Genomic DNA, 21,271 nt, shown 5'->3' with positions numbered 1-21,271 from the left:
GGCGGCCCCGCTCGACGTTCAGTGACTCAACAGGTCAGGAAATACAGCCGGTCTTGCCGGTAGCGCTGATGCAGCCGCTCTTGGGCGTTGAGCTGATGCAGCCGTCCTTCGCGGAACCGGCCCCGCCCTGCGCCGAGTTGGCGGCGACCCACTTCTGCCACACGGATTCTTCGGTCATGCGCTTGATGAGCTGCTCCATGGTGAAACCTCCATAGATATGAGCCGTAAGCGACGGGTTTCAGATGATCTGTTCCGTCGCCACTTGAAGGTAAAGAGTCGGTCAAGTAAGTGTCAAGAGGGGGTGAAGCGTGCCTTTGCCTTCCGGGCGCGGGCACGCCGGACCTCCGCGCGGCGGCGGCGAGGCTCAGTTGCGGGCGGTCGCCCGCGCGGGTATCTCGGCGGGCTCCCCGGGCTCCCCGGACTCGGGGTCGGCCGGCGGACGTGTCCGCATCCGGACGGCCTCCGTGCCGCTGTCGTTGTGCCGCAGGGCCCAGTTCTCCAGCGTCGTACGGCAGGCGTGGTCCAGGTGGCGCACCACGGTCAGGTCCAGCTCGATGGGCCGGTCCTTGGGCAGGGCCTCCAGCGTCTCCAGGATGCGCGGCAGCCGCAGGAACGTGGCGTTGCCCGCGAGCGTCACGACCATGCGGCCGTCGGTGAGCTCCCGCACGTCCACCTGCACATGGGAGGTGTCCCAGGCGGACTTGACCACGGCCAGGACGAGGCCGAGCACGACGCCCTCGAACATGTTGGTCACCAGGATGGCGATCGCGGTGACGGCGAGGACGACGGCCTCCCCGCGGTGGGCGCGGGCGAGCGGGACGATCTCCTTGACGGGTATCAGTTTGCAGCCGGCGTGCACGAGGACACCGGCGAGCGCGGCCAGCGGGATGATGCCGAGCGCGGACGGCAGGAGTACGGCGAAGAGCAGCAGCCAGGCGCCGTGCATGATGCGGGAGAGCGGCGTACGCGCACCGGCCTGCACATTGGCGGAGCTTCGGACGATGACCGCGGTCATGGGGAGCGCGCCGAGCACGCCGCACACCGTGTTGCCGACGCCCTGGGCGACGAGTTCCTTGTCGTAGTGCGTGCGTGGTCCGTCGTGCATGCGGTCCACGGCGGCCGCGCTGAACAGGGACTCGGCGGACGCGATCAGCGTGAACGCGAGGACCGTGCCGAGCACCGCCACGCTGCCGAGGTCGGCCAGATCGCCGAGGCCGGGCGGCTGGATGGCGTCGACAAGGCCGCGCACCTCGACGTTCGCCACGTCCAGGTGCAGCGCGGCCGACACGGCGGTGGCCAGCGCGACCGCCGCCAGCGGGGCGGGCACCAGACGTGCGGCGGCGGGCAGCTTCGGCCAGAGCACGAGCACGGCGATGGTGCCGATGCCGACGGCGGCGGCGGTCAGTGCGGCGGTGTCGCCCAGCGTGTCGACGAGGAGGCCGGGCAGCCCGGATATCTTGTCGAGCCCGGAACGCGGCTGTTCGGCCCCGGCCATGGTGTAGAGCTGACCCAGGATCAGCACGAGACCGATGCCGGCCAGCATGCCCTGGACGACGGAGACGGAGATCGCGCGGAACCACCGGCCGCAGCGCAGCAGGCCGAGGGTGACCTGAAGCGCGCCGGTGAGCAGCACGATGGCGCCGAGCATGCCGAGGCCGAACTCGTGCACCGCCTCGAAGACGAGGACGGTAAGCCCGGCGGCGGGGCCGCTCACCTGGAGGGCGCTGCCCGGCAGGAAGCCGACGACCAGGCCGCCGACGATGCCGGTGACCAGGCCGAGTTCGGCGGGGACGCCGGAGGCGACGGCCACGCCCACGCAGAGCGGCAGGGCGACCAGGAAGACGACGAGCGAGGCGAGGAGGTCCTGGCGGAGAACGCCGGGCTCACGCAGCTTGCGGAAGGGTGAGAGGAAGGAGGACATGAGAGTGGAGGGTCCTGTCGTGGGAGCGGGCCGGGCCTAGGGGCACGGCGGGCTTCACAGCGGACCGAACGCCGGGCGGTCGCCGGACGAAGGACGGTTGCCGGACGAAGGACGGTGGGCGGAGACGGTCCCGGTGTGGACCTCGTAGTACCAGGCGTGCAGGGTCAGCGAGCCGTCCTCGACGCGCTCGCTGACGCACGGGTAGGCGCGCAGCCTCGCCACTTGGGCGAGCACGTGCTCCTGCACGGCTTCCGCGACGTCCGCCGAGGTCCGGGTGAGGGAACGCAGGGCGTCGTCCGGGGCCACGGAGTGCTCCAGCCAGTCGCGGACGGCCGGCACGGCCGACAGGTCCTCGCCCCGCACCAGGGCGCCCACCGCGCCGCAGTGCGAGTGCCCGCAGACGACGATGGAGCTGACCCCGAGGACGCACACGGCGTACTCGATGGTGGCCGCTTCGCTCATCGGGTGGCCGTCGCGCTCCGCGGGGCCGGCCGAGGGGTAGGGGGGTACGACGTTGCCCGCCGTGCGGAGTTCGAAGAGTTCGCCGGGGCGCGCTCCGGTGATCAGGGAGGGGACGACGCGCGAGTCGGAGCACGTGATGAAGAGGGCTTCGGGGGACTGCCCCGCTCCCAGGGCCCGGAAGGCCTCGGTGTTCCGTGGGTCCGCGACATGGGTCGCGGCGAAGGATCGGGCGTTGTCGATCAGTGACTTCATGGTGGCCTGCCTCCTGCGTCCGCACGGCCGGGGCCGGGACGCGGTGTGGTCGGGTCGATGGTGACGGAAGGGCGGTACGGAGAGGCCGGGTGACGGGCTGCTCCGGGTGGCCCAGAAGGCAGCCTGCTGGGCCGCCGTGTCCTCCACTTTGCCATCGCATTAACGTCTGATGACAGAGCAAATTCTTGCCAAAGAATGAGTAATAAACGCTCCCGGGCTGGGAACCCGTCCAATCCTCAACCGTTGGCCATAGGGTCACGCGGAGATCGCGTGGCGCCCGGAAGCCGATTCCGGTTCGCGGAAGCTTCCGTTTCACCCCCGTGCGCCGGGGCACCCGAGGCGCCTCCCCGCGTGCGGCCGCCGCCCGTGGCACGGAGGCTGGAAGGAACGAGCAGGAAGGCCACGACTGATGAACGACAGTTCCGGCGCACCGGGCCGGCAGGATCCGACGACGCGCCATCCGCAGCCGGACTTCGCCCAGCAGGACCAGGAACCGCCCGGCTGGACGGGGCCCATGGACCCGCCGCCGGACCACGGCGAGGACTCGTACCGGGGCAGCGGGCTCCTCAAGGAGCACAAGGTGCTGCTGACCGGCGGCGACTCCGGCATCGGCAGGGCGGTCGCGATCGCCTTCGCGCGGGAGGGCGCGGACGTCCTCTTCACCCATCTGCCCGAAGAGGCGGAGGACGCCCGGGAGACGGCGCGCCTCGTCGAGGACGCCGGACGCAAGGCGATCGCCGTGCCCTGCGACATCCGCGAGGAGGAGCAGTGCCGCAGGCTCGTGACGCGCGCGGTGGAGGAGTTCGGGCGGATCGACGTCCTCGTCAACAACGCCGCGTACCAGATGTCGCAGCCCGGCGGGATCGGTGACATCTCCACCGAACAGTTCGACCGGGTGATGCACACGAACCTGTACGGCATGTTCTGGATCAGCAAGATGGCGGTGCCGCACATCCCCGCGGGCGGCTCCATCATCAACACCACGTCGGTGCAGGCCTACAAGCCGAGCCCGCACCTGCTGGACTACGCGATGACCAAGAGCGCCATCGTCGCGTTCACCCAGGGGCTCGCGCAGATGCTGGTCGAGGACGGCATCCGTGTCAACGCCGTGGCCCCGGGGCCGGTGTGGACCCCGCTGATCCCCGCGACGCTGCCGGACACCGCGGAGTTCGGCAAGCAGGCGCCGATGGGCCGGCCCGCGCAGCCCGCCGAGATGGCTCCTGCCTACGTGTTCCTCGCGTCCGGGCACGCGAGCTTCATCACCGCGGAGATCGTGAACGCCACCGGTGGCACCCCGCTGCCCTGACGGACAGTCCTGAGGCGCAGGCCCGGACGGGCTCGCGCGAGACGAGGAGGCATGACGTGGCCGTACGCCACCACTTGATCAAGAGGCCGCCCTCCGCGGTGTGGGAGGTGCTCGACGACGGGCACCGGTACGCCGACTGGGTGGTCGGCACGCACGACTCCCGGCCGGTCGACGGCGACTGGCCCGAGGTCGGGTCCCGCATCGAGTACACCGTCCGGCTCGGCCCCCGGGAGTTCTCGGGGCACACCGTCGTACGCCGCCTGGAGCGGCCGGACCGGCTCGAACTGGAGGCCTACAGCGGGGCGCTCGGCACGGCCCGCATCGCCATCGAGGTACAGCCCTGGGGCGAGCACACACTGGTGCGCGTCGACGAACACCCGCTCCAGGGGCCGGGCGGCGCCCTGCACAACACCGCGGTCGACGCCCTGATCCAGCTCCGGCACCGCAGCATGCTGAGCCGCCTGGCGTCGGTGGTCGAGCGGGGCCGTCCCCATGACCGCGCGGCCCAGCACACGGTCACCTGAGACGGGGGAGTACTCATGCCGGACGCAGTGGTGATCGGCGCGGGACCCAACGGTCTGGTGGCCGCGAACCTGCTGGCCGACGCCGGATGGAGCGTCGAGGTACTGGAGGCCCAGGACGAGCCGGGCGGCGCCGTCCGCAGCGACCGCGGGGTGCACCCCGACTACATCAGCGACATGTTCAGCGCCTTCTATCCGCTGGCGGCGGCGTCGCCGATCATCGACGGGCTCGGCCTGGAGCACGACGGGCTGCGCTGGGCCCACGCCGAACACGTGCTCGCCCACCCGCTGACGGACGGCCGCTGCGCTGTCCTCAGCCGCGACCGCGACGTCACCTGCGCGTCCGTCGACTCCTTCGCCGAGGGCGACGCACGCGGCTGGGAGAACCTGCACGCCATCTGGGACCGGCTGCGGGAGCCGCTGATCGACGCCCTGTTCACGCCGTTCCCGCCCGTGCGATCCGGACTGACCCTGGCGGCGCGGCTCAGGGCGGGCGGCGGTCTGCGGGTGGCGCGCTCCCTGGTGCTGCCCGTGCGCAGGCTGGGCGAGGAGGAGTTCGCGGGCGAGGGCGGCAGGCTGCTGCTCGCGGGCAACGCCCTGCACGCCGACCTCGCACCCGAGGCGGCCGGCAGCGGCGGCTTCGGCTGGCTGATGTCCATGCTCGGCCAGACGTACGGGTTCCCCGTACCAGTCGGCGGGGCGGGCGCGCTGACGGCCGCCCTGGTCGGCCGCCTGGAACGCAGGGGCGGCAGCGTGCGCTGCGGCGAGCCCGTCACCGAGGTGGTCGTGCGCGGCGGCCGTGCGGTCGGCGTGCGCACCGCGGCGGGCGAAGGGGTGGTGGCGCGCAAGGCGGTCCTCGCCGACGTGGCCGCCCCCGACCTGTACGGAAAGCTGATCGACGCCGCGCATCTGCCGCACCGCCTGCTCCAAGACCTGCGCCGCTTCCAGTGGGACTTCGCCACCTTCAAGGTGGACTGGGCCCTGTCGGGGCCGATCCCGTGGACGGCGGAGGGCGCGAGGGGCGCGGGAACGGTGCATGTGGCCGACGGCGTGGACGAGTTGACGCGGTTCGCCGCGCAGATCGCCATGGGTCTCGTGCCGGACAGGCCCTTCTCGCTGGTCGGCCAGATGACCACGGCGGACGCCACACGCTCCCCTGCGGGCACAGAATCGGCGTGGGCGTACACGCACGTGCCGCAGGGTGTCCGGGGCGACGCGGGCGACGACGGCCTCACGGGTACGTGGGACAAGCGCGAGAGCGAAGCCATGGCCGACCGGGTGGAGGAGCAGATCGAGCGCATGGCGCCCGGCTTCCGGGGGAAGATCGTCGGCCGGCGCGTCCTGGCACCGCCCACGCTGGAGGCGCTGGACGCCAATCTGCGTGGCGGGGCGATCAACTCCGGTACGACCAACATGCACCAGCAGCTCGTCTTCCGGCCGGTACCCGGAGCGGGCCGCCCGGAGACCCCGGTGCCGCACCTCTACCTCGCCTCCGCGTCGGCGCACCCCGGCGGCGGTGTGCACGGGGCCCCGGGCGCCAACGCCGCGCGGGCAGCCCTGCGGCGCCGCTACGGCTCGGGAGTCTTCTTCACCGCCCAGCGGGCGCTCGGCAGCCGCGGCAGGACGGGCCGGAAGCCGGGCGGTTCGTAGCCCGGCTCCCTCGGGCCCGCCGTCTCCGACCCGTCGCCTCGGACCCGTCGCCTCGGACCCATCGTCTCAGGCCCGCCGCTGGCCCGGCTCTCGGCCGATGACCCTGAACTGCGCGCCGTCCGTGTCGCGCAGCGTCGCCGTCGGGGGCCGCCCGGAGAGGTCCTGGTCGATCACGTGCCCGCCGTTCTCGGCCGCCGCGCGCACGCACGCCTCGACGTCCGCCACGGTGAAGTAGACCTGCCAGTGCGGCCGGACCGCCGGGTCGGGGGAGGCCTCGACGGCACCGGAGCTGAGCCGGGCCGCGGGGCGGCCGCCGCTGAAGAGGACCACCTCTTCCTCCTGGTAGCGCACCTCGCAGCACTCCGGCCGCCCGCACGCCCAGTCGAGCACCTCGCCGTAGAAGATGGCTGCGTCGAAGGCGTCACGGGTGCGCAGCCGGAGCCAGGCCGGCGCGGCGTGCGACTCGCTGCGCCACCTCGTGAGGATCTCGCCCTCCCAGATCCCGAAGACGGCCCCGTCCCGGTCGGACAGCAGGGCCGCGCGCCCGTTGGGGAAGGGGATCGGCCCCACCGCGGTCGTCCCGCCGCGCTCCCGGACGCGGGCCACCGTCTCGTCCGCGCTCAGCACGGCGAAGTACGGGGTCCAGGCCACCGCGACCTGAAGCGAGGTGGCGACGGCGCCGACCCCGGCCACCGGGTCGCCCTCGGCGGTGGCGACGGAGAACTGTTCACCGAGTTTGGCCGGGCGGAACTGCCAGTTCATCACCGCCCCATAGAACCTTTGTGCGGTGGTGAGGTCTCGTGCCGTCAGGCTGACCCAGCAGGGAGCCCCGACCGCTGACTCACTCAGTACGGACCCGGTCCTCCTGGCGGGGCGGGCTCCCTCGCCCGCGACCGCCGTGCTCTCCCGGCCCGGTGGCTTCCTGTCGTCGTGGTGCATGTGCAACCCGTCCTGGAATTCGAGGCACCCTCGAGAATTACTCCGGCACCTGTGTTTTCGGGCCCGCCGGGCCCGGGATCTGCCGCGGATGGCGTACCGAGAGCCTCATGGGGCGTCGCCGTCCGGGCATCGTTGTCGCGCGGTGCCGCTCGCGGTCATGGAGGGCCGGGAGAGCAGGAGCAGACTGTGTGCCTCGACGGCGACCTCGCTGCCCGCCTTGTGTTCGGTCTCGTCCGAAAGGCCCTGGGGGTCCGAGGTGTCGATCCGTGTCATCCACCGCTCACCGTACGCGGGGTCCGGCAGCCGGAAGGCGACCGGCTCCCGGAAGCTGTTCAACAGCAGCAGAAAGGAGTCGTCCACCACGGGCCTGCCGTGCGCGTCCGGCTCCGCGATCGCGTCACCGTTGAGGAAGACCCCGACGGAGTGCGCGTCCGCCCGCTGCCAGTCGTCCTCCGTCATCTCCCGCGCGTCGGGCCGCAGCCACACCAGGTCCGCCAGCGGCTGGCCCTCGTGGGTCACCGTGTCGCCGCGGAAGAAGCGGCGTCTGCGCAGCACGGGGTGGGCGGTGCGCAGGGAGATGCAGCGCCGGGTGAACGCGACAAGGCCGCGCTGTTCGTGGTCGAGGTCCCAGTCCACCCAGGAGAGCTCGCTGTCCTGGCAGTAGGCGTTGTTGTTGCCCCGCTGCGTGCGGCCCAGCTCGTCGCCGTGGGCGATCATCGGGATGCCCTGCGAGAGCAGCAGGGTGGCCAGGAAGTTGCGCTGCTGCCGGCCCCGCAGCTCAAGCACCGCCTCGTCGTCGGTGGGCCCCTCGACGCCGCAGTTCCAGGAGCGGTTGTGGCTCTCGCCGTCCCGGCCGTCCTCGCCGTTGGCCTCGTTGTGCTTGTCGTTGTACGAGACCAGGTCCCGCAGCGTGAAGCCGTCGTGCGCGGTCACGAAGTTGACGCTGGCGCGCGGCCGCCGGCGGTCGTGCTGGTAGAGGTCGGCGGAGCCGGTCAGCCGGGAGGCGAACTCGGCGAGCGTGTGCTCCTCGCTGCGCCAGAAGTCGCGCACCGAGTCCCGGTACTTGCCGTTCCACTCCGACCACAGCGGCGGGAAGTTGCCGACCTGGTAGCCGCCCTCGCCGACGTCCCACGGCTCGGCGATGAGTTTGACGCGGCCGACCACCGGGTCCTGCTGGACCATGTCGAAGAAGGCCGAGAGCCGGTCCACGTCGTGGAACTGGCGGGCCAGGGTGGCGGCCAGGTCGAAGCGGAAGCCGTCGACGTGCATCTCGGTGACCCAGTACCGCAGCGAGTCCATGACGAGCTGGAGGACGTTGGGGTGGCGCATCAGCAGGCTGTTGCCCGTGCCGGTGGTGTCGAAGTAGTGGGCGGGGTCGTCCTCCGCGAGCCGGTAGTACGAGGCGTTGTCGATGCCGCGGAAGGCCAGCGTCGGGCCGTGCTCGTTGCCCTCCGCGGTGTGGTTGTAGACCACGTCGAGGATCACTTCGAGCCCGGCCGCGTGCAGCTTCTTGACCATCGTCTTGAACTCGGTGACCTGTTCGCCGCGCGAGCCGTGGGCCGCGTAGGCGTTGTGCGGGGCGAAGAAGCCGATGGAGGTGTACCCCCAGTAGTTGGACAGGCCCCGGTCGAGCAGGAAGCCGTCCTGCGCGAACTGGTGCACGGGCATCAGCTCGACGGCGGTCACCCCGAGGGAGAGGAGGTGGTCGATGACCGGCTCGGTCGCGAGCCCCGCGTAGGTGCCCCGCAGCTTCGCCGGGACCCCCGGGTGCTTGCGCGTCAGGCCGCGCACATGCGCTTCGTAGATCACGCTGTCGGCGTACCGCCGTCTGGGCGGCACGTCACCCTCCCAGTCGAAGGCGGGGTCGGTCACCACCGAGAGCAGGGTGTGCGCGGCGCTGTCGGCGGGGTCGGGTCCGTCCTCGGCGAGTTCGTAGAGGGAGGGGTGGTTGTCCACCTGCCCCTCGAACGCCCTTGCGTAGGGATCGAGGAGCAGCTTGGCGGGGTTGCAGCGGTGGCCCGCGGCCGGGTCCCAGGGGCCGTGCACGCGGTAGCCGTAGCGTTGGCCGGGCCCGACACCGGGCAGGTAGCCGTGCCAGATGAAGCCGTCGACCTCGGTGAGGGGGACGCGGCGGTGTGTGCCCTCCTCGTCGATGAGGATGAGGTCGACACGGTCGGCGACCTCGCTGAAGAGGGCGAAGTTGGTGCCTTCACCGTCGTAGGTGGCGCCCAGCGGGAATGGGCGTCCGGTCCAGGTGCGCACGCGCTGCCTCCGTACGGATGGGCGTGGTCGAGTCCGGTCGCGCGCCCGGCGTCAGGACGCCGAAGGGCCGCGGCTTCCCCAGCGGGGCGCCGCGGCCCTGGTGCCCCGCCGCGTGAACGTGACGCTCACACGGCGGGGGCGACGCGTGGCCCCGGATCCGGCGCTGAGGATCGTTCCACCATCCTGGGGCACGATCCGTCGGACCGCCGGATGTGGACGCTCGGCGGGGCGGCGGCGACCAGCGGTTCCACCGGTTCCGAAGCCGCGAGCGCGGCGACGGGGACCTCGCGCGGGACACGCAGGGCCGTGCGCAGGCCGGGCGTGGGCATGAACGGCGCCAGCGGGGCCCGTTCGGCGGAACGGGCGCGGTGCGAGAACCAGATGATCTTTCCGTCGCCTGCCGGGTAGTTCCCCCAGCCGTCGCTCAGCGCGGCGATCTCCGCCAGACACCCCCGCGGCCCGTAGTGCGGGTCCGGGAGGCCGCGTTCGTTGTCCGACACCGCGGTGATGAGGTGGTGCCTGTTCCACCACAGCTCCACGGCGGTGTTCTTGTCCGTCCCGTGTTCCACCACCGCCCGCAGCAGTACGCCGGCGCAGTGGCTCACGGGTTCGACGAGCGTCCCCAACCCCCAGTGCCGGAGATGGGCGGCCAGAATGCGCTTGACCTGCTCGATCCTCTCCGGGGTGATCTCCACCTCAAGGTGGTAGTAGCAGGGGATTGACCTTTTCATCGCTCTTGGCTCCCTTCAGCGAAGGTTCCGGTACCGAACGGCTCTGCGAGCCGATGCCCCGAGCACGAAGCGTGAGCGTCGTTCGCTTCTGAGTCACTATCAGAGTGAGCACACTGCTCCATTCGTGCAACACGAGCCGCTCCCGAAGTCGTTGAAGACCCAACAGGACGCTTCGTGTCCATCCATGCACTATGGGTCCACAAGCTTTGGCCGGCGCCGACCCCGCCGGCCGCGGCGCGCGGACGCGCTTCGACGAGTGACCGGCGGCCGGCGGCCGTCCACCCAGAGGAGAGATCGATGACCCAGGCTCCGCAGACGAGCGCCGCCCGGCCGACGACCTCTGCCCCGGAGTGGAGTACCGCCCGGCCGAAGCCGCGCGCCCCGAAGCGCAGGGCCGCCCGCGCCGAGCCGCCCGCCCCGGAGCGGGCCGCCGCCCGGTCGAAGGCGCCCCGCGAGCGCGCCCCCGCGCGGGCGGTGCCGCCCGTCCCGACGGAGCGCCCGGTCACCTTCGACGTCCCCGTCCGGGACGTGCGGCCGGTGGTCGAAGGCGGGCGCCGCCCCGCCAAGGCCGTGCCGGGGGAGACCTTCCAGGTCACGGCCACGATCTTCGGGGAGGGTCACGAGGCGGTCGGCGCCGACGTGGTGCTGATCGGCCCCGAAGGACGCCGGGGCCCGTGGACCCCGATGCGCGAACTGGCCCCCGGCACCGACCGCTGGGGCGCCGACGTGACCCCCGACGCCGAGGGGCGCTGGACGTACGCCGTGGAGGCGTGGGCGGACCCGGTGACCGGATGGCGCCGCGCCGCCGAGGTGAAGGTCCCGGCGGGGACCGACACCGGAGTCACCCTCGAAGAGGGCGCGCGGCTGTACGAGCGCGCCGCGCGGGGGGTGCCCGAGGGCGCCGGCCGCCGGGCCCTGCTCGACGCCGCTCGGGCGTTGCGGGACGAACGGCGCTCACCCGTGGCCCGTTTGGCGGCGGCACTCACCCCCAGGGTGGAAGCGGTGCTCGCACGCCACCCGCTGCGGGAGCGGGTCACCCGCACGGACGCCCTGCCTCTGCTCGTGGAGCGGCGGCGGGCTCTCTTCGGCTCCTGGTACGAGTTCTTCCCGCGCTCGGAGGGCGCCGTGCTCCGTGAGGGTGCGCCGCCGGTTCCGGGCACGTTCCGCACGGCGGCCGAGCGGTTGCCTGCCATCGCCGGGATGGGCTTCGACGTGGTGTACCTGCCGCCGATCCACCCGATCGGCGGCACGCACCGCAAGGGCCCGAACAACTCACTGACCGCCGGGCCGCGTGACGTCGGCGTGCCGTGGGCGATCGGTTCCTCCGAGGGCGGCCACGACGCCGTCCACCCGGACCTGGGCACGATCGACGACTTCGACGCCTTCGTGCGCCGGGCGGGCGACGTGGGTCTCGAAGTCGCCCTGGACTTCGCCCTCCAGTGCTCGCCGGACCACCCGTGGGTGGAGCAGCACCCGGAGTGGTTCCACCACCGGGCGGACGGCAGCATCGCGTACGCGGAGAACCCGCCGAAGAAGTACCAGGACATCTACCCGATCGCCTTCGGGGCGGACCTGGTGGGGCTCATCGCGGAGACCGAGCGGCTGCTGCGGTTCTGGATGGGGCACGGCGTGCGGATCTTCCGCGTCGACAACCCGCACACCAAGCCCGTGGTGTTCTGGGAGCAGGTGATCGCCCGGATCAACGCCACCGACCCCGACGTCATCTTCCTCGCCGAGGCCTTCACCCGCCCCGCGGTCATGCGGGCCCTGGCCGCGGCCGGGTTCCAGCAGTCGTACACGTACTTCACCTGGCGCAACACCAAGCGGGAACTCACCGAGTGCCTGACCGACCTCAGCGTGGAGAGCGCCGCCTATCTGCGCCCCAACCTCTTCGCCAACACCCCGGACATCCTGCCCGGCTACCTCCAGGAGGGCGGCCGTGCCGCCTTCGAGGCGCGGGCGGTCCTCGCCGCGACGCTCTCGCCGACCTGGGGCATCTACGCCGGGTTCGAGCTGTGCGAGAACACCCCGGTGCGGGCGGGCAGCGAGGAGTACCTGAACTCGGAGAAGTACGAACTGCGCCCGCGCGACTGGGCGGCGGCCGAGCGCGAGGGTTACTCCATCGCGCCCCTCATCACCACGCTCAACGGGATAAGGCGTCGCCACCGCGCCCTGCACCTGCTCAGGAACCTCCGGTTCCACCGCGCGGACAACGACCGGCTGATCATCTACAGCAAGCGTGCGGGCGAGGACGTCGTCGTGGTGGCCGTCAACCTCGACCCCCACCACACCCAGGAGACGACGGTCTCGCTCGACATGCCGGAACTCGGCCTCGACTGGCACGAGACCGTACCCGTCCGCGACGAACTCACCGGCGACATCTACCACTGGGGCAGGGAGAACTACGTGCGCCTCGGCCCGGGCGGCGCGCACGTGCTGACCGTGCGGCGGTGCGAGGCACTGGACGGACCGGGCGAGCCGGCCGACCGCCCGACGACCGGAGGGTCACGCACACCATGATGGTCAATGAGCCAGTCCAGGACACCTTCGAGGACACGCCGAGCAAGGACCGCGACCCCGACTGGTTCAAACGCGCGGTCTTCTACGAGGTCCTGGTCCGTTCCTTCCAGGACAGCAACGGCGACGGCATCGGGGACCTGAAGGGCATCACCGCCAAGCTGGACTATCTCCAGTGGCTGGGCGTCGACTGCCTCTGGCTGCCGCCGTTCTTCGAATCGCCGCTCAAGGACGGCGGTTACGACGTGTCCAACTACACGGCGGTGCTCCCCGACTTCGGGGACCTGGCCGACTTCGTGGAGTTCGTCGACAGCGCCCACCAGCGCGGCATGCGCGTGATCATCGACTTCGTCATGAACCACACCAGCGACCAGCACCCGTGGTTCCAGGCCTCACGCACCGACCCCGAAGGACCCTACGGCGACTACTACGTCTGGGCCGACGACGACAAGCAGTACGGCGACGCCCGCATCATCTTCGTCGACACCGAAGCCTCCAACTGGACCTTCGACCCGGTCCGCAAGCAGTACTTCTGGCACCGCTTCTTCTCCCACCAGCCCGACCTGAACTACGAGAACCCGGCCGTCCAGGAAGAGATCATCTCCGCCCTGCGCTTCTGGCTCGACCTGGGCATCGACGGCTTCCGCCTCGACGCCGTGCCCTACCTCTACGCCGAGGAGGGCACCAACTGCGAGAACCTTCCGCAGTCCCACGCACTGCTCAAGCGCGTCCGTTCCATCATCGACGCGCACTACCCGGACACCGTGCTCCTCGCCGAGGCCAATCAGTGGCCGGAGGACGTGGTGGACTACTTCGGGGATTTCCAGAACGGCGGCGACGAGTGCCACATGGCGTTCCACTTCCCCGTCATGCCGCGCATCTTCATGGCCGTGCGCCGCGAGTCGCGCTACCCCGTGTCGGAAGTCCTGGCGAAGACCCCGGCGATCCCGGCGGGCTGCCAGTGGGGCATCTTCCTGCGCAACCACGACGAGCTGACCCTGGAGATGGTCACCGACGAAGAGCGCGACTACATGTACGCGGAGTACGCCAAGGACCCGCGCATGCGCGCCAACATCGGCATCCGCCGCCGCCTGGCCACCCTCCTGGACAACGACCGCAACCAGATCGAACTCTTCACCGCCCTGCTGCTGTCCCTGCCCGGCTCCCCGATCCTCTACTACGGCGACGAGATCGGCATGGGCGACAACATCTGGCTCGGCGACCGCGACGCCGTGCGCACCCCCATGCAGTGGACCCCCGACCGCAACGCCGGCTTCTCCTCCTGCGACCCCGGACGCCTCTACCTCCCCACGATCATGGACCCCGTCTACGGCTACCAGGTCACCAACGTCGAGGCCTCCATGTCCTCGCCCTCCTCACTCCTGCACTGGACCCGCAGGATGATCGAGATCCGCAAACAGAACCCCGCCTTCGGCCTGGGCAGCTACACCGAACTCCCCTCCTCCAACCCCGCCGTCCTCGCCTACCTCCGCGAGTACGGGGACGACCTGGCGCTCTGCGTGTCGAATTTCTCCCGCTTCGCCCAGCCGACGGAACTGGACCTGCGGGCCTACGCCGGACGCCACCCCGTGGAGCTGGTCGGCGGAGTGCGCTTCCCGGCCATCGGTGAACTGCCGTACCTCCTGACCCTCGCCGGTCACGGCTTCTACTGGTTCCGCCTGTCCGACCAGCCACGACGTCCGGCCGCGCCCGCGGTGCACTTCTGAAGGGACCTGTCGCGCATGCTGCAGACCGCATCGCAGTCACCCAGCAGCCTCAGCCCCCCACAGCTGCTGACCTCGCTGGCCGGGCTCCTCCGGGAGTGGCTGCCGAGGCAACGCTGGTTCGCGGGCAAGGGCAGGCCCGTGACGGACCTGTCCGTGCTGTCGACGACCGAACTGCACCCGGGGTGCCTGCACCTGCTCATCCGCACCGGGCACGCGGGGCGGCCCGACGACTGCTACCAGCTCATCCTGGGCGTCCGCGAACACCTGCCGGCCCGGCTCCACCACGCCGTCATCGGCAGGCCCGACGCGGGCCCGCTCGCGGGACTCACCGTCTACGACGCCCTCCTCGACCCCTGGTCGGCCGGGCTGCTCCTGGAACGCCTGCGCGTCCCCGGCGCCACGGGCCCGCTGCGCTTCGAACGGGACGCGCGGAGCGTGGTGCCCGAGGGGCTCCCGCCCCGGCTCCTGGACGGGGAGCAGTCCAACACCTCCCTGGTGTACGGCGACGCGTACATCCTGAAGCTGTTCCGCCGCATCCAGTACGGCATCAACCCCGACCTGGAGGTGCCGCGGGCGCTCGCGGGCGGGGACTGCACCCGGGTGCCCGCGCCCGTGGCGTGGTTCTGGACCACCGAACCGCGGAAGATGACCCTCGGCGTGCTCCAGCCGTTCCTGCGCGAGGCGACCGACGGCTGGACCCTCGCGCTCCAGTCGCTGGCATCCGGCGCCGACTTCGCCGACGAGTCGTACGAACTCGGCCGCGCCACCGCCGAGGTGCACCTCGCGCTGGCCAGGGCCTTCCCGACCGAACCACCGGACCCGCACGGCGGCGCCCGGCTCGCCGCCGCCATGACCGGGCGCCTGGAGAGCGCGGCCCGGCAGATGCCGGGGCTCGTCCCCTACGTCTCACGGCTGCGGGCCGCGTACGCGGCGGTGGCGGCGCGCGGCCTCGGCCGCCCGGCCCAGCGCATCCACGGCGACCTCCACCTCGGCCAGGTCCTCAGGGCGGGCGACCGGTGGTTCGTCATCGACTTCGAGGGCGAACCGGCCCGGCCGCTCGCCGAGCGGCGCAACGCCCAGACCCCCGTACGGGACATGGCCGGCATGCTCCGCTCCTTCGACTACGCGGCCCACACCCACCACCCGCGCCGCTCCTCATGGGTGCGGCGCTGCCGGGAGGCCTACTGCGCGGGCTACGCCGCCGAAGCGACGTGGGACCCGCGCACCGAGACCGAACTGCTCCGGGCCTACGAGACGGACCGGGCGGTCTACGAAGCGCTGTACGAGGCCAGACACCGTCCCGACTGGCTGCCGGTCCCCATGGCGGCGATCGCCCGCCTCGCAGAGGAGAGCTGATCCATGACCTACACCGAAACCCCCGCCACCGACCCCGCGGCCGTCCTGCGCGCCCCCGTCGTCACCAGGCCCGCCCCCGGGCACGTGACCCGCGTGCCTCCGGCTCCGCTCGACGACGAGGACCGGCGACGGCTCCTGTCGGGCACCCACCACGACCCGCACGCCGTGCTCGGCGCGCACCCGGCCGCCGACGGCGTGGCCTTCATGGTCCTGCGGCCCTACGCCCGGGGGGTCACGCTCATCACCGGCGAGCGGCGGATCCCGCTGAACGTCATGGGCGACGGCTTCTTCTCCGCGGTCCTGCCGCCCGAAGGACCCGAGGGGAACGCGATCCCCGCGTACCGGCTGAGCGTCACGTACGACGGCCCGGCGACCGAATACCACGACCCCTACCGATTCCTGCCCGCCCTCGGCGAATACGACCTGCACCTCATCGGCGAGGGCCGGCATGAGCAGCTCTGGAAGGCGCTGGGCGCCCACCCGATGACCCACCAGGGTGTGACAGGCACCCGCTTCACCGTTTGGGCGCCGAACGCCAGAGGTGTCCGCGTCTGCGGCGACTTCAGCTGCTGGGACGGGACCGCTTACCCCATGCGTTCGCTCGGTTCGAGCGGCGTGTGGGAGCTGTTCGTGCCCGGCCTCGGCGCGGGGACGGTCTACAAGTTCGACATCGCCCGCCCCGACGGCACCCACACCCTGCGCGCGGACCCGATGGCCCGCAGGGCGGAGGTGCCGCCGGCGACCGCGTCGGTCGTCACCGAGTCCTCCTACACATGGGCGGACGACGCGTGGATGACCCACCGCGCGGACCGCCCGGTGTGCGAGACGCCCTTTTCGGTGTACGAGGTCCATCTGCCGTCCTGGCGCCCTGGTTTGACCTACCGTCAGCTCGCGGACGAACTCACCGCCTACGTCACCGACGCGGGCTTCACCCACGTCGAGCTGATGCCCGTCGCGGAGTTCCCCTTCAGCGGATCCTGGGGCTACCAGGTCACCGGCTTCTACGCGCCCACCTCCCGCATGGGCACGCCGGACGACTTCAGGTACCTGGTCGACACACTGCACCAGGCCGGTGTCGGCGTGCTCCTCGACTGGGTCCCCGCCCACTTCCCGAAGGACGACTGGGCGCTCGCGGCCTTCGACGGCGAGCACCTCTACGAACCGGGGGATTCCCGGCGCGCCGAACACCCCGACTGGGGCACCCTCACCTTCGACTACGGCCGCCGTGAGGTGCGCAACTTCCTCGTGGCGAACGCCACGTACTGGTGCGAGGAGTTCCACATCGACGGCCTGCGCGTCGACGCCGTGGCCTCGATGCTCTACCTCGACTACTCGCGCGAGGAGGGGCGGTGGGCCGCCAACGAACACGGCGGCCGGGAGAACCTCGACGCCGTCGCGTTCCTCCAGGAGATGAACGCGACCGTCTACCGCCGCTGCCCGGGTGTCGTCACGATCGCCGAGGAGTCGACGGCGTGGAACGGCGTGACCCGGGCCACCCACGACGTCGGGCCCGACGGCCTGGGCGGACTCGGCTTCGGCCTGAAGTGGAACATGGGCTGGTCGCACGACTCCCTGGAGTACATCAAGCGCGACCCCGTGCACCGCGAGTACCACCACAACGAGATGACGTTCGCGATGGTGTACGCCTACAGCGAGAACTACGTCCTGCCCCTCTCGCACGACGAGGTCGTCCACGGCAAGCAGGCCCTCGTCTCCAAGATGCCCGGCGACTGGTGGCAGCGGCGAGCCAACCACCGCGCCTACCTCGGCTACATGTGGGCCCACCCCGGCAAGCAACTCATCTTCATGGGCCAGGAGTTCGCCCAGGGCGGCGAGTGGTCGCAGGAGCATGGACTCGACTGGTGGCTGCTCGACCCGGCCTACCCGGCCCAGCAGGACCACAACGGTGTGCGGCGCCTGGTGCGCGACCTCAACCACCGGTACCGGGAGGCGCCCGCCCTCTGGGAGCGGGACACCGACCCGTCCGGGTTCTCCTGGATCGTGACGGACGCGGCCCAGGACAACGTCCTGGCGTTCCTGCGGTACGCGGCGGACGGCACACCGCTGCTCGCCGTGTCCAACTTCGCCCCGGTCGTCCGCCACGGCTACGAGCTCGGCGTGGACCGCGCGGACACGGTATGGCGCGAGGTGCTCAACACCGACGCGGCCTCGTACGGCGGCGGCGACGTCCGCAACCCCGGCCCGCTGAAGGCCGCACCGGAGCCCGCGCACGGCCGCCCTGCCCGGCTGAGCCTGACCCTGCCGCCCCTGGCCACGGTCTGGCTGCGCCCGGAGTGAACCCCCGGCTCAGCCGCCGACGCCGGGGCCCGCCGGCCGCTTCCCCGCGCGGCGGCGGCCGACCCGGCCGTTCACCTCGGCGGTGAGGGCGAGCCGCAGGAACCCCTCGTCGTCGCGGTGCCGTTCGAGGGCGTCCGCGGTCACGAGGACCGGGCCGAGGCTGGTGGCGGTGTCCTTGCCCTTTCGTAGGCGGCGAAACGCATGGGGCTGCTCCTGGCCGGGTCGGGTGAGCGGGGGTCAGACCGGCGGGGCGACGAACACACCGCGGTCGGGGTCGTTGAACGACTCCTTCGCGACGAGTTCGTTCATGGGGTTGGCGGTGCCCCACTGGTCGGTGACCTCGGGCCGGGAGAAGTCGTAGACGTGCGGGTGCCAGGTGTCCTCGTCAAGGCACTCCAGCTCGGTGGTGTACTCGACGGTGTTGCCGTGCGGGTCGAGGAAGTACGTGAAGGTGTTGTCCCCGGCCATGTGCCGGCCGGGGCCCCAGATCTTCCGGTGCCCGGCGCGCAGCACACGGCCCGAACCACGCATGTACTCGTCGATGCCGCGCATCTCGAAGGAGACGTGGTGCAGCGCGGTGTGCGGGCCCTGCGCTATCGCCATCGAGTGGTGTTGGCTGCTGATCCGCATGAAGTGCATGACCTCGCCCATGTGCGGCGAGCTGAGGGTGTCGGACAGGGCGAAGCCGAGGTGGCGCTCGTACCAGGCGCGGGTGCGGTTGAGGTCGGGGGAGTTGAGGACGACGTGGGAGAGCCGGACCGGGATGGCCTCGCGCTCCTCGACCTTGCGGTGCTGACGTGCCTCGACGTCGGCGCAGACCTCGATGGTGCGCCCGTCGACGTCGAAGAAGCGGAAGCCGTAGCCGCCGCCCGGCGTGTCGAGCGAACCCGGCCGTGTGATCAGCCGGACCCCTCCGGCGAGGAGCCGCTCGGCGAGTGTGTCGACGTCGGCGGCGCTCGCGGCACCGTACGAGACGAGGTCGAGGCGCTTCTCCTCGGCCTGGCGCAGCCGTACGACGTACTGCTCCGGGGAGCCCTCGGCGGCCAGGAACGAGAGGCCGGAGTCGTCGGCGACCTTGGTCAGGCCCCAGGTGTCCGTGTAGAACGCGAGCTGCTTGGCGTGGTCGGGGACGGCCAGGTCGACGTGGCGCAGATGGGTGAGCAGGCGTGCGGGCATGGTGGGTTCCTCTCAGGACGGGCCGAGCAGGGCGGCGGCGTTTCCGCCGCGTACGGCCTCGGTGTCGGACGGGGAGAGCGCGGCGGCGCGCAGCGCGCCGAGCGGATCGTCGCTGCCCATGTCGAAGGGGAAGTCGGAGCCGAGCAGCACGCGGTCGGCGCCCGCGGCCCGGATCAGCTCCCGCAGGACGTGCGGGTCGTGCACGAGCGAGTCGAAGTGGAGCCGCCGCAGATAGCTGCTCGGCCGGTGACGGCAGCCGGCGCCGGCGTCGGACCGTGCGGCCCAGGCGTGGTCGGCGCGGCCGATGTGGGTCGGCAGATATCCGCCGCCGTGCGCCGCGACGAGCTTCAGACGCGGGTGCCGGTCGAGGACGCCGGAGAAGATGAGATGGGAGAGCGCGACGGCGTTCTCGGCCGGCTGGCCGACGGAGTTCGACAGGTACCACCGGTCGAGACGCTCGTCGAGGGTGCAGCCGAAGGGGTGCAGGAAGAGCAGCGCCCCGGCCTCCTCCGCCGCCGACCACAGTGGTTCGTAGGCGGGGTCCGACAGTTCACGGCCCGGCGCACCGCTCGACAGCTCCACCCCCGCCAGGCCCTGGGCCAGGGCGTGCGCGAGCGCGCGTACCGCCTGAGCGGGATGTTGCAGCGGTACGAGGCCGAGTCCGCGCAGCCGGTCCGGCGCGGCCGAGCAGTGCGCGGCCGTCGCCTCATGGGCGAGGCGGTAGACCTTCTCCGCCGTCCGCTCGTCGGCCCAGTAGTGGTAGTGCGACGGGGACGGGCTGACGAGCTGCACGTCCACGCGCCGGTCGTCCATCGCGGCGAGGCGCGCCGCGGGGTCGGTCAGGCGCGCGAACCGCTCGCCGATCATCGCCGTGCTGACGGCGAGCGCGGCGGAGCCGTTGCGGCGGGCGTCCAGCTCCCTGGCCGCGGCGCGTCCGGGCAGGTCCGCCACCAGGGCGTCGACCTCGGGCAGCAGGACGTGCGCGTGCACGTCGACGGTGGGCACCCTCACGGCAGTTCCCGGAGCATCGTCATGGTGCGGGCCATCAGGCCGGGCACGTCGGCGTCCCGCTCCCCGTCGAGCTGCCACTGCCCGATCCGCACCGACGCCTCGACGACGGGCCGCACACGCCGCACGCGGCGCTCGTAGTACGCCTGGAACAGCGCGTCGTCCCACGGCTCGGAGCCGGTCAGGAGTTCGGCGAGGACCAGCGCGTCCTCCAGGGACAGGGCGGCGCCCTGGGCGAGGGTGGGCGGGCAGCAGTGGGCGGCGTCCCCGGCGAGCACGACCCGGCCGCGGTGCCAGGCACCCTCGACCAGCATGCGGTCGAACCACGTGTAGTTGACCTGCGCCGGGTCGGTGATGTGCGCGGTGATCTCCGGCCAGTGCCCGCCGTACCCGGCGGTCAGCCGGCGCATCTCGGCCGCGTACGTCTCCGGCGGGATGGCGGCGCGGTCACGGCTGTCCTCGACGACGAACGCGTAGAGCGTGGTGTCGCCCGTGGGGCAGTACCCGGCGATGTAGGCGGGGCCGCCGTAGGCCAGATCGGCGCGGGTGACCCGGGCCGGGCGGGGTGCGGTGACGCGCCAGATGGCCATGCCGGTCGGTTCGGGCCCGGCGTCGATGCCGATCGCCGCTCGGGTGGCGGAACCGAGGCCGTCGGCGGCGACGACCAGGTCGTAGCGGCCCTCGGTGCCGTCGGTGAACCGCACCGAGACCCCGGTGGCGTCCTGCGTCAGAGCCGTCGCACGCGTGCCGAGGCGGACCGAGGCGCCGCTCGCCCCGACCGCCTCGACGAGGATCTGCTGGAGCCGGGGCCGCCGCATGCCGACGGTCGCGGGCAGGTCGTCGCCGCCGGTACGGAGGTCGTCGGCGACGTGCAGGACCGTCCCGTCGGGCGCGGTGATGCCGGCGGAGCCGAAGGCGTACCCCGCGGCCCGCACCTCCTCCCACACCCCGAGCTCGCGCAGCACGCGCAGTGCGTTGCCCTGCAGCGTGATGCCCGAGCCCGCGGTGGCGTTCCAGTCGTCCTTGGCCTCGATCAGGTCGACGGCCAGCCCGGCGCGGCGCAGCAGGATGGTGACGGCGTTGCCGGCCGCGCCGCCGCCGATGACGAGGACCTTGCGCGAGTGGGACACGGTGAACTCCATGGA

Annotated in this window: 16 protein-coding genes and 1 pseudogene; 7 read left to right on the top strand and 10 right to left on the bottom strand. The window is 71.8% G+C overall.

Features of this window, described 5'->3' with window-relative positions; all coding sequences use genetic code 11:
* Positions 1–34: 34 nt before the first annotated feature.
* From ACZ6JY_RS16145 to ACZ6JY_RS16135, 3 genes are all read right to left on the bottom strand, one after another.
* Complete coding sequence (locus ACZ6JY_RS16145) at positions 35–199, bottom strand: hypothetical protein (protein ID WP_469196422.1); 165 nt, start codon at positions 197–199, stop codon at positions 35–37.
* Positions 200–364: 165 nt separating this feature from the next.
* On the bottom strand, positions 365–1,921 hold the full coding sequence (locus ACZ6JY_RS16140) for a SulP family inorganic anion transporter (RefSeq protein WP_469196420.1): 1,557 nt from the start codon (positions 1,919–1,921) through the stop codon (positions 365–367).
* 54 nt (positions 1,922–1,975) lie between these two features.
* Positions 1,976–2,635 carry a carbonic anhydrase gene (locus ACZ6JY_RS16135; RefSeq protein WP_469196419.1) on the bottom strand — a complete coding sequence of 220 codons (660 nt, stop codon included), beginning with the start codon at positions 2,633–2,635 and terminating at the stop codon, positions 1,976–1,978.
* A gap of 409 nt (positions 2,636–3,044) precedes the next feature.
* Here ACZ6JY_RS16135 and ACZ6JY_RS16130 point away from each other — a divergent pair, with 409 nt between their 5' ends.
* The 3 genes from ACZ6JY_RS16130 to ACZ6JY_RS16120 are packed head-to-tail and all read left to right on the top strand — an operon-like array spanning position 3,045 to position 6,112.
* Entirely contained in the window at positions 3,045–3,941 is an 897-nt protein-coding gene (locus ACZ6JY_RS16130; RefSeq protein ID WP_469196416.1) for an SDR family oxidoreductase, read from the top strand.
* A gap of 56 nt (positions 3,942–3,997) precedes the next feature.
* Complete coding sequence (locus tag ACZ6JY_RS16125) at positions 3,998–4,465, top strand: SRPBCC family protein (protein ID WP_469196415.1); 468 nt, start codon at positions 3,998–4,000, stop codon at positions 4,463–4,465.
* A 15-nt stretch (positions 4,466–4,480) separates the two neighbouring features.
* Positions 4,481–6,112 (top strand): phytoene desaturase family protein, encoded by a 1,632-nt coding sequence (locus ACZ6JY_RS16120; protein WP_469196413.1) that lies wholly within the window; start codon positions 4,481–4,483, stop codon positions 6,110–6,112.
* Positions 6,113–6,178: 66 nt separating this feature from the next.
* On the opposite strand, the gene ACZ6JY_RS16115 is transcribed toward ACZ6JY_RS16120, so the two are convergent.
* From ACZ6JY_RS16115 to ACZ6JY_RS16105, 3 genes are all read right to left on the bottom strand, one after another.
* The gene (locus tag ACZ6JY_RS16115) at positions 6,179–7,051 is read right to left on the bottom strand and encodes a VOC family protein (protein ID WP_469196411.1); all 873 of its coding nucleotides are present in this window, start codon (positions 7,049–7,051) and stop codon (positions 6,179–6,181) included.
* A gap of 105 nt (positions 7,052–7,156) precedes the next feature.
* Positions 7,157–9,313 (bottom strand): glycogen debranching protein GlgX, encoded by a 2,157-nt coding sequence (glgX, locus tag ACZ6JY_RS16110; protein WP_469196409.1) that lies wholly within the window; start codon positions 9,311–9,313, stop codon positions 7,157–7,159.
* Between the two features lie 125 nt (positions 9,314–9,438).
* Positions 9,439–10,044 carry a pep a2 gene (locus ACZ6JY_RS16105; protein ID WP_469196407.1) on the bottom strand — a complete coding sequence of 202 codons (606 nt, stop codon included), beginning with the start codon at positions 10,042–10,044 and terminating at the stop codon, positions 9,439–9,441.
* 297 nt (positions 10,045–10,341) lie between these two features.
* Between ACZ6JY_RS16105 and ACZ6JY_RS16100 the strand changes: the two genes are divergently transcribed.
* From ACZ6JY_RS16100 to glgB, 4 genes are read left to right on the top strand one after another with little or no spacing between them, the layout of a single operon-like run.
* Entirely contained in the window at positions 10,342–12,564 is a 2,223-nt protein-coding gene (locus tag ACZ6JY_RS16100; RefSeq protein WP_469196405.1) for an alpha-1,4-glucan--maltose-1-phosphate maltosyltransferase, read from the top strand.
* Positions 12,561–14,288 (top strand): maltose alpha-D-glucosyltransferase, encoded by a 1,728-nt coding sequence (gene treS / locus ACZ6JY_RS16095; protein WP_469196403.1) that lies wholly within the window; start codon positions 12,561–12,563, stop codon positions 14,286–14,288. Before ACZ6JY_RS16100 ends, treS begins: the two co-directional genes overlap by 4 nt.
* 15 nt (positions 14,289–14,303) lie before the next feature.
* Positions 14,304–15,644 carry a maltokinase N-terminal cap-like domain-containing protein gene (locus tag ACZ6JY_RS16090; protein WP_469196401.1) on the top strand — a complete coding sequence of 447 codons (1,341 nt, stop codon included), beginning with the start codon at positions 14,304–14,306 and terminating at the stop codon, positions 15,642–15,644.
* A 3-nt stretch (positions 15,645–15,647) separates the two neighbouring features.
* A complete protein-coding gene (gene glgB, locus ACZ6JY_RS16085; protein WP_469196399.1) occupies positions 15,648–17,942 on the top strand; it encodes a 1,4-alpha-glucan branching enzyme in 2,295 nt (764 codons plus the stop codon).
* A gap of 60 nt (positions 17,943–18,002) precedes the next feature.
* Here glgB and ACZ6JY_RS16080 read toward each other — a convergent pair.
* The 4 genes and pseudogenes from ACZ6JY_RS16080 to ACZ6JY_RS16065 all read right to left on the bottom strand — a co-directional run.
* Positions 18,003–18,125: pseudogene (locus ACZ6JY_RS16080) on the bottom strand (fumarylacetoacetate hydrolase family protein); the annotation flags it as partial.
* 54 nt (positions 18,126–18,179) lie between these two features.
* On the bottom strand, positions 18,180–19,118 hold the full coding sequence (locus tag ACZ6JY_RS16075) for a VOC family protein (RefSeq protein WP_469196397.1): 939 nt from the start codon (positions 19,116–19,118) through the stop codon (positions 18,180–18,182).
* Positions 19,119–19,130: 12 nt separating this feature from the next.
* A complete protein-coding gene (locus ACZ6JY_RS16070) occupies positions 19,131–20,129 on the bottom strand; it encodes an amidohydrolase family protein (protein WP_469196395.1) in 999 nt (332 codons plus the stop codon).
* Positions 20,126–21,256: an FAD-dependent oxidoreductase gene (locus ACZ6JY_RS16065; protein ID WP_469196393.1), complete on the bottom strand. Its 1,131-nt coding sequence runs from the start codon at positions 21,254–21,256 to the stop codon at positions 20,126–20,128. The genes ACZ6JY_RS16070 and ACZ6JY_RS16065 overlap by 4 nt, the downstream gene beginning before the upstream one ends.
* Positions 21,257–21,271: the final 15 nt, after the last annotated feature.

Source organism: Streptomyces sp. NPDC046335, assembly GCF_055587985.1.
Note: the sequence above shows the minus strand (reverse complement) of the source record. Positions and strands in the feature narration are given on the sequence as shown.

Excerpts from the sequence above, each read along its gene's own strand:
- ACZ6JY_RS16145 (WP_469196422.1), bottom strand. The coding sequence starts at position 199 with ATGGAGCAGCTCATCAAGCGCATGACCGAAGAATCCGTGTGGCAGAAG.
- ACZ6JY_RS16140 (WP_469196420.1), bottom strand. The coding sequence starts at position 1,921 with ATGTCCTCCTTCCTCTCACCCTTCCGCAAGCTGCGTGAGCCCGGCGTT.
- ACZ6JY_RS16135 (WP_469196419.1), bottom strand. The coding sequence starts at position 2,635 with ATGAAGTCACTGATCGACAACGCCCGATCCTTCGCCGCGACCCATGTC.
- ACZ6JY_RS16130 (WP_469196416.1), top strand. The coding sequence starts at position 3,045 with ATGAACGACAGTTCCGGCGCACCGGGCCGGCAGGATCCGACGACGCGC.
- ACZ6JY_RS16120 (WP_469196413.1), top strand. The coding sequence starts at position 4,481 with ATGCCGGACGCAGTGGTGATCGGCGCGGGACCCAACGGTCTGGTGGCC.
- ACZ6JY_RS16115 (WP_469196411.1), bottom strand. The coding sequence starts at position 7,051 with ATGCACCACGACGACAGGAAGCCACCGGGCCGGGAGAGCACGGCGGTC.
- ACZ6JY_RS16105 (WP_469196407.1), bottom strand. The coding sequence starts at position 10,044 with ATGAAAAGGTCAATCCCCTGCTACTACCACCTTGAGGTGGAGATCACC.
- ACZ6JY_RS16100 (WP_469196405.1), top strand. The coding sequence starts at position 10,342 with ATGACCCAGGCTCCGCAGACGAGCGCCGCCCGGCCGACGACCTCTGCC.
- treS (WP_469196403.1), top strand. The coding sequence starts at position 12,561 with ATGATGGTCAATGAGCCAGTCCAGGACACCTTCGAGGACACGCCGAGC.
- ACZ6JY_RS16090 (WP_469196401.1), top strand. The coding sequence starts at position 14,304 with ATGCTGCAGACCGCATCGCAGTCACCCAGCAGCCTCAGCCCCCCACAG.
- glgB (WP_469196399.1), top strand. The coding sequence starts at position 15,648 with ATGACCTACACCGAAACCCCCGCCACCGACCCCGCGGCCGTCCTGCGC.
- ACZ6JY_RS16075 (WP_469196397.1), bottom strand. The coding sequence starts at position 19,118 with ATGCCCGCACGCCTGCTCACCCATCTGCGCCACGTCGACCTGGCCGTC.